9 protein-coding genes are annotated in these 13,291 nt (G+C 45.8%); 8 read left to right on the plus strand and 1 reads right to left on the minus strand.

The annotated features are described in order from the left end of the window. The first annotated feature begins 113 nt into the window (after positions 1-113). The 5 genes from QUA71_RS04855 (at position 114) to QUA71_RS04875 (ending at position 5,105) form a co-directional block, all read left to right on the plus strand. Entirely contained in the window at positions 114-1,355 is a 1,242-nt protein-coding gene (locus QUA71_RS04855) for an HhoA/HhoB/HtrA family serine endopeptidase (RefSeq protein WP_333282830.1), read from the plus strand. 87 nt (positions 1,356-1,442) lie between these two features. Further along, positions 1,443-1,976, plus strand: coding sequence for a peptide deformylase (gene def / locus QUA71_RS04860; RefSeq protein ID WP_333282833.1), 534 nt, complete (start codon positions 1,443-1,445; stop codon positions 1,974-1,976). Positions 1,977-2,297: 321 nt separating this feature from the next. Then, positions 2,298-2,870: a TerD family protein gene (locus tag QUA71_RS04865; protein ID WP_190660974.1), complete on the plus strand. Its 573-nt coding sequence runs from the start codon at positions 2,298-2,300 to the stop codon at positions 2,868-2,870. A gap of 99 nt (positions 2,871-2,969) precedes the next feature. Continuing rightward, positions 2,970-4,424 (plus strand): TerD family protein, encoded by a 1,455-nt coding sequence (locus QUA71_RS04870; RefSeq protein WP_333282838.1) that lies wholly within the window; start codon positions 2,970-2,972, stop codon positions 4,422-4,424. 81 nt (positions 4,425-4,505) lie between these two features. Beyond that, on the plus strand, positions 4,506-5,105 hold the full coding sequence (locus QUA71_RS04875) for a TerD family protein (protein WP_333282841.1): 600 nt from the start codon (positions 4,506-4,508) through the stop codon (positions 5,103-5,105). Positions 5,106-5,248: 143 nt separating this feature from the next. Here the strand turns inward: QUA71_RS04875 and lysS are convergent, their stop codons facing one another. Continuing rightward, positions 5,249-6,802, minus strand: coding sequence for a lysine--tRNA ligase (lysS, locus tag QUA71_RS04880; RefSeq protein ID WP_333282843.1), 1,554 nt, complete (start codon positions 6,800-6,802; stop codon positions 5,249-5,251). Between the two features lie 481 nt (positions 6,803-7,283). On the opposite strand from lysS, the gene tkt reads away from it, so the two are divergent. The 3 genes from tkt (at position 7,284) to QUA71_RS04895 (ending at position 13,099) form a co-directional block, all read left to right on the plus strand. Further along, the gene (gene tkt / locus QUA71_RS04885) at positions 7,284-9,299 is read left to right on the plus strand and encodes a transketolase (protein WP_333282846.1); all 2,016 of its coding nucleotides are present in this window, start codon (positions 7,284-7,286) and stop codon (positions 9,297-9,299) included. 506 nt (positions 9,300-9,805) lie between these two features. Then, positions 9,806-12,604, plus strand: coding sequence for a PAS domain S-box protein (locus QUA71_RS04890; protein ID WP_333282849.1), 2,799 nt, complete (start codon positions 9,806-9,808; stop codon positions 12,602-12,604). Between the two features lie 48 nt (positions 12,605-12,652). Further along, positions 12,653-13,099, plus strand: coding sequence for a response regulator (locus QUA71_RS04895; protein ID WP_190660988.1), 447 nt, complete (start codon positions 12,653-12,655; stop codon positions 13,097-13,099). Positions 13,100-13,291: the final 192 nt, after the last annotated feature.

Consider the following 13,291-nt stretch of genomic DNA (forward strand, 5'->3'; position numbering starts at 1 on the left):
TAGGAAGTAAACTCGGATGAACTAAAGATGGCTTTAGATAAGTTTAGGTAAGTTTTACGCAGCAGCTGCTCGGCAAATATTTAGATTTGGCAGGAAAGCCTTAAAACATGGCAATGAAGAGTTCTACTGGCAAATTTTGGAAGCAACCGGCAATTTACATATTGCTGCTGGTAACGGGAGCCGGGGCCGCCATGTTGGGCGATCGTCTGACGGTTTCTCAATTTCGTGCAAATTCTGGCGATTCGGGACAAAGGGCGCTGGAACCTAAATTGCAACTGCCTCCTAATACAAAGGATCGAGTTAGCAAAGTCTTGCCGCCGGCTTCCTTGTCGGGCGACGGGACTAATGTGAATTTTATTGTGGCTGCCGTGGCAAAAGTTGGCCCTGCAGTGGTTCGGATCGATGCTTCGCGCCCGGTGAAACCGGGAAATAGAGGCCTGTCGCCGGAAGATTTTTTTGGCATAGAACCGAATTCGGGTGGCCGGGGCGGGATCGAACGGGGCACTGGTTCGGGTTTTGTCATCGGTGCCGACGGGGTGATTCTCACTAACGCTCACGTTGTAGAGGGAGCCGATACGGTAAATGTAACTCTCAAGGACGGCCGCAGCTATCAGGGGCGGGTGTTGGGGGCGGATAAGGTAACGGATGTGGCTGTGGTGAAGATTGAGGCGAATAATTTGCCTGTGGTGGCGATCGGCAATTCGGATAAGCTGTTGTCTGGGGAATGGGCGATCGCCATCGGCAATCCTTTGGGTTTGGACAATTCCGTAACTGCGGGGATTATTAGCGCTACGGGGCGATCGAGCTCTGATGTGGGCGTACCCGACAAGCGGGTCGGTTTTATTCAAACAGACGCTGCAATTAATCCGGGGAATTCCGGCGGCCCGCTGCTGAATGCTTCGGGCCAAGTTATTGGCATGAATACGGCGATTATTCAAGGTGCTCAAGGATTGGGCTTTGCGATCCCCATTCAGGCGGCGCAAGAGGTGGCGAAGGAACTGATTGCGACGGGGAAAGTCGAACACGCTTATTTGGGAATTGAAATGGCGACGCTGACTCCCGATGTTAAGGAGCAAATTAACAGCAACGCTAACAGCAGCCTGCGAGTTGCAGTCGATCGGGGTGTGGCTATTGTTAGCGTTGTTCCTAATTCTCCGGCAGCAGCAGCCGGTTTGCGGGCTGGAGATGTGATTCAAAAAATTAGCAATCAGCCAATTATTCAGTCGGAAGCTGTTCAGGAGTTCGTGCAAAATGCTAAGGTTGGCGGGCTGTTGCAAATGGAAATCAACCGCAATGGGCAAATAGTTAATTTGACTGTTAAAACGGGAAGTTTGCCGGTTCAAAAAGTTAGATAAGAAGGAAGAAGGAAGGAGGAAGAAGGAAGAAGGAAATAATAATTTGTCAGTAGTTAACGACTAACCAATAACGACTAACCAATAACTATGGCAGAACTCTTACAAATCTCACAATTAGGAAATCCCGTGCTGCGCCGCCAGTCGCAAGTGGTCGAGAATATTAATGACGATCGCATTCAACAGTTGATTGACAGCTTAATCTTTACAGTACAGCAGGCAAACGGAGTGGGGATTGCCGCCCCTCAAGCGGCTCAGTCCGATCGCCTGTTCATCGTCGCATCCCGTCCCAATTTGCGGTATCCCCACGCACCCCACATGGAACCCACAGCGATGATTAATCCCCGGATTGTGGCTGCATCAACAGAGACAGTCAAAGACTGGGAAGGCTGTTTGAGCATTCCGGGGATTCGGGGATTGGTGCCCAGAAGTAGGGCGATCGAGATAGAATACACCAGTAGAGACGGCAAACTCCACCGGCAAGAATTGACAGACTTTGTGGCCCGAATTTTTCAACACGAACACGACCATTTAGATGGAATCGTGTTTTTAGACAGAGTGGAAAGTACCCACGAACTGATGACAGAAGATGAGTACCAGCAGCAATTTGTCAAGCTACTCTAAGCAAAAGCATCCACCGTACAAGCCCCCGGATTCATCCGCAGGGTCGCTTTCTTCAATTATCCAATCTAAAATCTAAAATCTAAAATCTAAACTCGATAGATGAGTACCAAAAGCAAATTGTCAACCTGCTATAGCCGCAAGCATTCAGGGTACAAAGCGCCCGGATTTATCCGTGGGGTCAATTCTACAATCTAAAATCCAAAATCTAAAATCTAAAATCGATTGACCGATGACGATTACCAGCAGCAATTTGTCAAGCTGCTCAGACAGTTTGTATAATTGTTATCAGTAATATTACAGATTTTGCACGCAGGAGGGCGAATGTCTATCAATTTGGAAAAAGGCGGGAGAATCAATCTCTCTAAAGAAGCACCCGGGCTGAAAAATGCCGGGATTGGTTTGGGATGGGATACCAATGCTACAGACACAGGCGCAGCATTTGACTTAGATGCTTCCGTGTTTATGTTGGGGGCTACTGGCAAAATTCCTGGCGAAAAATACTTTGTTTTCTACAACAACAAGGAGTCGCCGGACACTTCTGTAATACATCTGGGAGATAGCAGAACCGGAGAAGGATTTGGCGATGATGAAACAGTTACCGTCGATTTAACTAAAGTCGATCCGGCGGTGGAAGAAATTGTGTTTGTGGTAACTATCCACGAAGCAGAATCGAGAAGGCAAAACTTCGGTCAAGTGCGGAATGCTTTTATCAGGATTTACGACACTACTACTAATACAGAGGTAACGAAGTACGATTTGGACGAGGATTTTTCTAGGGAGACAGCGGTAGAGTTTGGCAGACTTTACAAGAAAGACGGTGAGTGGAGGTTCCAAGCTGTAGGACAAGGCTACAATTCCGGCTTGCAAAGCTTTGTAGACAAGTATGCCGCATAAAAAGGCGATCGCTCCTAGCTAAATAAATCGAGGGGAAATTCGGAAGCAGGAATGTTTCCCTCGATTTTAAGCAATCAGACTCATGAGGTGATAAACCAGATGGGAATTCAATTAAAGAAAGGTGAAAGATTTAATCTTTCTAAAACATCTCCAACTTTAACAAAAGTTGCGATCGCCCTGGGATGGGAAATAGCAACTGAACGAAGTTTATCGGACTCAAACCAGCAAAGCTGCGATATCGATGCCTCGGTTTTTGCATTAGGTTCGGACGGCAAAATTCCCGATGAAAGATACTTTGTATTTTACAATAACTCGCAGTCGCCGGACGGAGCGATCGCCCATTCGGGAGATAATCAAACTGGTCAAACTCAAGGGGATGACGAGACAATTTATGTAGACTTAGAAAAAGTAACGGCTGCTGTTGAGGAAATGGTTTTTGTGGTCACGATTCACGACGCACAAGCTAAACATCAAAATTTTAGCCAAATCAGAAATGCTTTTATCCGATTGTACGATCGCCAAACCGGCAGCGAACTAGCCCGCTATGATTTAACAGAAGGTTTTTCAGAAGAAACAGCAGTCGAGTTCGGACGGTTGTATAAAAAAGATGCAGCTTGGAGATTTCAGGCCGTAGGACAAGGATATAAAGCAGGGTTGCAGAGTTTTGTTGACAAGTATCATTCTGAGATTCAACAGCAAGAAAAGCCAGCAAAAATTACAGTAGAACTGCCTAAATTACCAGTTATTGAAGACAGCCAAAAAAGTCAGAAATCTATAGCATTAGACAAAAAGCTTCAGGAAAAAGCGCCGCACATTTTCAATCTGGCTAAGAAAGCCGATATCTCGCTAAAAAAGGCAAATCTCACAAATCACGATGCTCAAGTAGCGCTTTGCCTCGATATTTCTGCTTCTATGTCTTCCCTATACCGTTCAGGAAAAATTCAGCGTTTGGCAGAGAAGATTTTGGCTTTGGGATGTCGGTTTGATGACAACGGATCGATCGACATATTTTTGTTTGGAGTCAACCCCCACAATCCCGGAGAAATGTCGATCGACAATTTCTCAAACTTCATCTACCATATACTGCAACAGTATCCTTTAGAACCCGGTACTTACTACGGTAAAGTGATGAAGGAAATTAGAAAGTTCTATTTTCCAGATGGTCGCGGTAGCAGGCGCTACGCAGCTATTAAAGCCGATCGACCTGTCTACGTGATGTTTGTAACGGATGGAGAAACTGCGGACGAGTCGGAAAGCAAGCAGCAGCTACAATGGTCGTCCTATGAGCCGATATTTTGGCAGTTTATGGCGATCGGCACGTCGCAGAAAGATGTCAAAAGTAAGGGAGTTCGAGGGTGGTTAGCAAGATCCGTAGCCAGCGATTTTAGCTTTTTAGAACAGCTTGACGAAATGGGCGCTCGCTACCTAGACAACGCCGATTTCTTTAGTTTAGAAGACCCGGAACATATTGCCGATGAGGAATTATACGATTTGTTGACCGCCGAATATCCGCATTGGGTAAAATCAGCACGAATCAAAAATCTCTTACCCTAGAAACAGCTTTGGCCAGCCAACAAAATGTTAGCTTAGGGCAATCATTCAACTTCACAATAAACCTTACACAATCACAAAACTATGGCTATCAACTTGACAAAAGGACAATCGATCGTTCTCAGCAAAAGCGAATACGACTTATCCCGATTAACAATGGCTTTGGGCTGGGATGTAGCGCAAGCTAAAAAAGGTCTTTTCGGCCGCAGCAGCGGTGCAAATTTTGACTTAGATTCCTACGCTCTGCTGCTGGGAGAAAATGGCAAATTAAAGAACTACAAAGAAGATGTAATTTATTACTCTCATTTGGAGTCAAATGACAAAACAGTGGTTCACTCAGGCGACAATCTCACTGGTGAGGGAGAAGGAGATGACGAACAAATATTGGTGAAACTGAGTTCTTTGCCAGCACAATATCACAAAATAATTTTGGGAGTTAATATTTACGATGGGAAAGAGAGAAAACAGCATTTTGGTCTGGTACAAAATGCTTTTGTTAGGGCTGTAGATGCCACCGGGAAAGAAATAGCTCGCTATCGCTTGTCCAATGACCCTTCTTATGAAGGAAAATTAAATATGTTGATGGGAGAAGTTTATCGAGAAGGCGGCGAGTGGAAGTTTAAGGCTTTGGGAAATCCTTTGGCTGAAGATTTAAACGGTGTTGTCGGTTCGTTTATGCGGTGATATCAAAAATGTTTGTTAACCGCAGATAAACGCAGATAAACGCAGATGAAATTCCATCTGCGTTTATCTGTGTTAATCCGCTGATATCTGCGGTTAACAAATCCCCATTTACTTATTAGACATCTCCAAAAAAGCTACTCCAATCAATCTTTAATCGGCCGCATTGTCGGGAACATCACCGCATCGCGGATGCTTTGAGTATTAGTTAAAAGCATCACCAATCTGTCTACGCCGATGCCCATTCCCGCACAATTAGGCATTCCCAAAGATAGCGCTTGAATAAAGTCTTCATCCATTGGATGCGCTTCGTCATCGCCGGCATTTTTCTGTGCTAACTGTTCCTCAAACCGCTTTCTTTGCTCCTTCGGATCGTTCAATTCTGAGAAGCCGTTCGAGTATTCTGTACCGTTGATAAATAGCTCGAAACGTTCTACAAATCCCGGCTTGCTGCGATGTCCTTTTGCTAAGGGACTGACTTCAACAGGGTAGTCGATGATGAATGTAGGTTGAATTAGTTTGGGGACAACTAACTTGTCAAAAACTGCATACAGCACGTAGCCTAAACTCTGTTGTTCTAACTTAGACAGGTGCAATTCTAGCTTGGTTGCAGAGGCGAGCGCACTTTCCAAGTCCAAACTGTCAAAATCCAGCCCAAACTCGTCTCTGACAGCTTCTACCATCGTTTTCACTTGCCAGTGTTTGCCGCTGAAACCGGGATATTTTTCGCTGTAGTCGAACTTGCGTTCTAAACTAATCGTTTCCCCCTGATTTTCAATCTCCTTGACATCCCCAAATACCGCCGCCGCTGCGAAACACATCACGTCTTCGACAACTGTTAAAATGTCGAAAACATCAGCATAAGCTTGGTAAACTTCTAACGAGGTAAACTCGGGATTGTGAGTGCTGTCAATGCCCTCATTTCTAAATGCTTTCCCTAGTTCAAATACTCGCTCAAAACCGCCGCAAATTGCCCGCTTTAAGAATAATTCGGGAGCCACTCGCAAATACAAATCCACATCCAAAGCATTGTGGTGAGTGATGAAGGGCTTAGCAGCAGCACCGCCGTAAATAGCTTGCAGTGTTGGCGTTTCTATTTCGTAAAAATTGGCTTGCCAGAGATAGGAACGGATGCTTTGAACGATGCGGCTGCGAAGCATAAAACGGTTGAGCGCATCTTGGTTGCTTGCCAAATCCATTTCGCGGTGACGGCGGCAAACTTCGGGGTCGTTAATTCCGTAATAAGCATCGGGAAATTGAATGGTAGCTTTTGATAAAAGCTTTAATTCCCTCACTAAAATAGAAAGTTCTCCCCTGGGGGTGCGGCAGCCGATACCTTCGACGCCGACAAAATCGCCAACATCGAGCAATTTTTTAATTTGTTCAAAGCTCAAACCGACTTCGCCGGTGACGATTGCTTTCTCGATTTTGAGTTGAATTTTGTCTGTGGCGTCTTTTAAATCGATGAAACCAATTTTGCCGCTGTCTCGTTTGGAAGTGATGCGGCCGGCTAATCGCAGGGGAATTTCTTCGGGGTCGCTTTCTCCGTTTTCGAGTTCTTTTCCCGGCTGACTAAATATTTCGCGAACTTGCTTGGCTGTGTGCGATCGCGCGTAGGATTCACTGGGATACGGTTCTATGCCTTGCGATCGCAGTTCGTCTACTTTTTGACTGCGGACTTCGGCTTCACTGAGAGTCATTAGTTATTGCCTGATTAAAATTACAAATATCTGACATCTTGCACTATTCTGGCGATCGTGCGATCGGGCGTTGCTCAAAGCAACGCCCCACAAGAAAATTCACTCTTTGTGGAACAGGCATCTTGCCTGTTCGTGACAAAGCTGCAAGATGTCAGAAACACCAAACTCTATCATAACAGGGTGGTTTTGAGAGCCAATTTGCCAAATAATAAGTTACACCCTCTCGTAACCCGATCGCACAGAGCCGCACTCGCCCCAGAAATATCTCCGATAACAATTTGCGATCGAGTGCACAAAGCGACCGAAACATTAAAAAATTAAGTTGTCTGTCGAGCGCAACTGGTGAGATGATAAGTAGTGCAGCCTCACGGCAGTTCCACAGAAACTGAACAGCAGAAACGCGAGCGATCGAACTCGGCTCATCGCACCTCTGTCAGAATCGACCACACACACTCTCTCTTAACATATAAAAACCAGAATTATGGCTGTTGCAACTCAATCACTCGAAGAACTCTGCATCAACTCTATCCGCTTTTTGGCCATCGATGCGGTAGAAAAAGCAAAATCAGGACACCCGGGACTGCCGATGGGCGCTGCCCCTATGGCCTTCGTGCTGTGGGATCGGTTCATGCGGTTCAACCCCAAAAACCCCAAGTGGTTTAATCGCGATCGCTTCGTCCTCTCCGCCGGCCACGGCTGTATGCTACAGTACGCCCTCCTGTACTTGACCGGCTACGATAGCGTCACCCTCGACGACATCAAGCAATTTCGCCAGTGGGAATCCAGAACCCCCGGACACCCCGAAAACTTCATGACCGAAGGCGTAGAAGTTACCACCGGCCCCCTGGGACAAGGAATTGCTAATGGCGTCGGTTTGGCAATGGCAGAAGCTCACCTCGCTGCTAAGTTTAACAAGCCCGACCACACAATTGTTGACCACTACACCTATGTAATTTTGGGTGACGGCTGCCACATGGAAGGCGTTTCTGCCGAAGCTTGTTCTTTGGCCGGACACCTCGGACTGGGCAAATTAATTGCCTTGTACGATGACAATCACATTTCTATTGAAGGCGACACAAGCTTGGCCTTTACTGAAGATGTGGGCAAGCGTTTTGAAGCTTACAACTGGCACGTCGTTACAGTAGACAATACCGCTCTAGACGAAGATACTAACCTAGAAGCAGTTCACAAAGCTATTGAAGAAGCCAAAAAAGTCACGGACAAACCGTCCATGATTAAAGTCCGCACCGTCATTGGTTACGGTTCTCCAAACAAGCGCAATTCCTACAGCGCTCACGGTGCTGCTTTGGGTACCGATGAAGTGCAAGCAACTCGCGATTTCTTGAAGTGGGAACACGCACCGTTTGAGATTCCTGAGGATGCTTTGTCACACTTCCGCAAAGCAGTCGATCGCGGTGCTCAAGCTGAGCAAGAATGGCAGAAAGCTTTTGATGCTTATAAAGCAGCATATCCTGCAGAAGCTGCAGAATATGAGCGCACGGTTGCCGGCAAACTTCCTGAAGGTTGGGATAAAGTTTTGCCGACATACAACCCGGAAGATAAGGCAGATTCGACTCGGAATCATTCTGGAAAATGTTTGAATGCTTTGGCAGGTGTCCTACCTGAATTGATCGGCGGTTCCGCTGACTTGGCATCTTCTAACATGACTTTGCTCAAGGGTGAAAAAGACTTCCAAAAAGGTCAGTACGAAGGACGTAACCTGCGCTTTGGTGTGCGGGAACACGGCATGGGTGCGATCGCCAACGGTATGCTTCTGCACGGCGGTTTAATTCCTTACTGCGCCACTTTCTTGGTATTTGCTGACTATATGCGGGGAGCAATTCGCCTCTCTGCACTCTCGGAAGCTGGAGTTATTTATGTAATGACTCACGACTCCGTAGCCCTGGGCGAAGACGGCCCCACTCACCAACCCGTGGAAACCATCGCTTCTCTGCGAGTAATTCCCGATTTGTTGGTAATGCGCCCAGCAGACGGAAATGAAACATCCGGCGCTTACAAAGTGGCAGTAGAAAGCCGCACCCGCCCAACTTTAATGGCTTTGTCGCGCCAAAATCTGCCTAACTTGGCTGGAAGCTCGATCGAAGGAACTGCCAAAGGCGCTTACATTTTGTCTGACGACGGCGGCACTCCCGACATCATTTTAATCGGCACCGGCGGCGAAACATACCTCTGCGTTGATGCCGCTGAAAAATTGCGCGCCGCAGGCAATAAAGTGCGCGTAGTTTCGATGCCTTGCTGGGAATTGTTTGACTTACAAGATGCCGCTTACCGCGAATCTGTACTGCCGAAAGCTGTTACTAAACGGTTGGCAGTTGAAGCAGCTTGTAGCTTCGGCTGGGGACGTTATTTGGGTTCCGAAGGCGACAGCATAAGCATCGACACATTCGGCGCTTCTGCACCGGGCCCCGTTGCTTTAGAAAAGTTTGGCTACACCGTTGATAATGTGGTAGCTAAGGCTCAGGCGCTGTTGGGTTAATAGCAGCAGCATAATTTTTGGTGGGGCGGGCTTCTGGCTCGCCCCATTTTTTATAGAAGAAGGAAGAAGTTCGGCAACGGATGTAACAGATGTAACAGATGGATGGAAGAAGGCTTTAGTTATCTAGGAGAGAAGGCTTTAGTTATCTAGGAGAGAAGGCTTTAGTTATCTAGAAGATAAGGAAGAAGGAAGGAAAAGCTAAAATCTAAAATCTAAAATGGGAATATTGGGTTTCGCTTCGTTCTACCCAACCTAGAGCTCGCTACAGCTCGCGCATCATTGAGAATTGCTATATTAAGAGTTACGGAAGAAAAACCAGTTTCTACGACAATATTCGGTTTGGCAACAAGGCATCTAACCAGAAACCGGGTTTTTAGCCCCCGGTGCGTTCAAGACTGTATCTTTCAAAAATTTGAGATAGGTTATAAGTCATTGGGTTAAATTACTAATTACCAATTACCAATTACCAATTACCAATTACCAATTCTCGATTACCCATTCCATTTATGATGATTTGGAAATTTTTAAATCACCTGTTATTCACCGGGAATTATATTCCTCAAGGCTACTGTTACCTTTGGCAGCGAGAGCTAGTCGCGCTCCACATAGTGTCAGACTCTATAATTGCCCTGGCCTACTATTCAATACCGCTATCCCTAATTTATTTTATCGGTCAGCGAAAAGACTTGCCCTTCCGTAACATCTTTTGGCTGCTTGCAGCGTTTATTATCTCTTGCGGCACTACTCATATAATGGAAGTTTGGACGCTTTGGCATCCTGTTTATTGGGTTTCTGGCAGTCTGAAAATTATTACCGCCGCGATTTCTGCTTACACCGCTTTTGCATTAATTCCTTTAGTTCCCCAAGCATTAACTCTCCTCAGTCCAACTCAATTAGGGATGCTCGATTCAATACTGCAAAAAGAAATTATGGAGCGCCGAGAAACGGAAGCTCGCTATCAAACTTTAACTGAAGCTTCGCCGGTGGGAATATTTTATGCAGATGCTGTAGGAGACTGCTTGTATGTCAACGAGCGCTGGTGTCAAATTTCGGGAATTACCTGCGATGAAGCTTTGGGCAAAGGGTGGTTGCAAGGCATTCATCCAGACGACCGCGATCGGGTTTTTACTGAATGGTATAGCCCCACGCAGGAGAAATTGCCGTTTAAATCTGAGTACCGCTTCCAAGGCATTAATCACTCTCAAATCATTTGGGTATTCGGTCAAGCTGTCGGTCAAATCGGAGAAAATGGGGAGGTTAAAAGTTATGTGTGTACTATTACTGATATTACAGAACGCAAGCAGGTAGAAGAGGAAAATCGACGGCTCAATGAAACTCTGGAGCATCGAGTTGCTGAGCGCACTGCTCAAATTGAAATTTCTAACCAGACATTGCAAAAAGAAATAGCCTACCGCGAAAAAATAGCACTCACTTTGTTGGAATTGACGCAACTGCAAAATGCAATTCTTAATAGCGCTAACTACACAATTATTTCTACAGATCCCGACGGTACAATTAAAACATTTAATCGGGCGGCAGAGCAACTTTTAGGTTATTCGCAAGAAGAAGTGGTGGGGAAAGTCACGGTAGCAATAATTCACGATCCTCTGGAGGTCGCTAAAAGAGCTGAAGTTCTTTCTCAAGAATTGGGAGTGAAAATAGAGCCGGGAATGGAAGCCTTTTTTGCCTTACCGTCCCGGAAAATCGCTGACGAAAATGAATGGACTTACATTCGCAAAGATGGTTCGCGGTTTCCGGTACTGCTGTCGGTGACTGCCTTATTTGACAGTAACGGAAATATTAACGGTTTTTTGGGTATCGGTCAGGATATTAGCGATCGCAAACAAGCTGAAAAAGAGCTGCGCGACCTAACCAGTGCCATGCAAAATGCGGTGGAAGGCATTTCGCGGCTGGACATTGAGGGACGCTACGTGAAGGTTAACCGAGCTTACGCTCATAAATGCGGTTACGAACCGGAAGAAATGCTTGGCATGGAATGGCAGCCCACCGTACATCCGAGCGATCTTGAGATGATGATCTCAGCTTATCAGGAAATGCTAATTTCTGGCAAAGTAGAAGTTGAAGCTAGAGGCGTTCGGAAAAATGGCTCGTTTTTTTACAAGCAATTAACGATGGTAAAAGCTTGCGACGCACAAGGGATATTTAACGGCCACCACTGTTTTATGAAAGATATCACTGAGCGGAAACTAACTGAAAGAGCTTTGCAGGAAAGCGAATTCAAGTACAGGCAAATAGTTGAATTAGCAGAAGAAGGTATTTGGGTAATTGACAGAAATGGCCTCACTACTTACGTGAACCATGCAATGGCGCGAATGCTCGGCTATAGTGAATTAGAAATGTTCGGGCGGTCGCTTTTTGATTTCATGGACGAACCGGAAAAACCACAAGCTCTTGATAATGTCGATCGGCGCAAGCAAGGTATTGCTGAACAACACGAATTTAAATTCAAAAGTAAGGACGGCAAAGATATTTGGACTCATATGTCTACCAGTCCAGTCATGGACTCTCAGGGTAATCTGCTGTCTTGTTGCGCCTTGGTTTACAACATTACAGGCCGCAAAGAAGCAGAGCAGCAAATGCTGCAACTTACAGAAGATTTGAAGCGTTCCAACGAGGAATTAGAACAATTTGCTTATGTGGCTTCCCACGATTTGCAAGAACCGCTCCGAGCCGTTACCAGTTACACTCAATTGCTGGCCCAGCGCTATCAAGGAAATTTGGACGATCGCGCAGATAAGTATATTAATTATATTGTCGATGGCGCCACCAGAATGCAGCAGTTAATTAACGATTTGTTGGCGTATTCCCGCCTGGGAACGAGGGGTCAGGAGTTTGAGCAGGCGGACTGCCACGCTGTGGTTAAGCAAACTATGTGCAATTTGCAAATTGCGATCGCCGAAACAAAAGCTGTAATCACCTCCGACGCGATGCCAACCGTGATGGCGGATGAATTTCAACTGGTGCAATTATTCCAAAATTTGCTCGCCAACAGCATCAAATTTTGTCGCCAAGATATCCCGTTGATTCATATCGCTGCCTGCAGGCAAGAGAGCGAATGGGTGTTCAGTGTCCGCGATAACGGCATTGGCATCGATCCGCAGTATGCCGATCGCATTTTTATCATTTTTGCGCGCCTGCACTCCCGCCGCCAATATTCCGGTACTGGTATAGGTTTGGCGATGTGCAAGCGCATTGTTGAACGCCACGGCGGTCGGATTTGGGTGGAATCTCAGGAGGGAAAAGGAGCGACTTTTTACTTCACTATTCCTATAATTAGTACCTGAAGCCTCAAAGTTCCATTTTGTTTTTATACTTTAAAGGATACGCCGATTATGAGCGATCGAAGCACTGTTAGACCTATAGAGATTCTGCTGATTGAGGATTCTCCCAGCGATGCCGATTTGGCAATAGAAGTCCTCAATCAGGGTAAAATATTGAATAACTTGCATTTTGTGGAGGATGGAGTCGAAGCAATCAAGTTTTTGCGCCGAAAAGAACCCTATCTTAGGGTACCTCGTCCCGATTTGATTTTGCTCGATTTGCATCTGCCCAAAAAAAGCGGTATTGAAGTGCTAGAAGAAATTAAAACTGACCCAACCTTAAAATTAATTCCTGTAGTGATTCTCAGCACTTCAGCAGCTCCCGAAGATATTTTTAAGTCCTACTCGCTCCACGCCAACTGTTACATAACCAAGCCGGTAGACTTCGTAGAATTTACTAAAGTAGTCAGGTTAATTGAGGAATTCTGGCTGGCAGTCGTCAAACTTCCTCTAAATTAAACGAACAGATGGTTTGCTTATGAGCCTTCTAAAAACTTTTAACCTAGGGAAATTATGCTGGTAGATGATTTGCTCAGCGAGGCTGAATGGACTTTATAAAAGCTGGCGACAAGCCAAATTTTAATCATTTGCAAATAGTATAAGATATGGTAGAAGCAATAATTTTATTGAATAAGCAGGCTTTTCTGTTCG

It is taken from the genome of Microcoleus sp. MON1_C5, from assembly GCF_036701875.1.
Lineage (GTDB): Bacteria > Cyanobacteriota > Cyanobacteriia > Cyanobacteriales > Microcoleaceae > Microcoleus.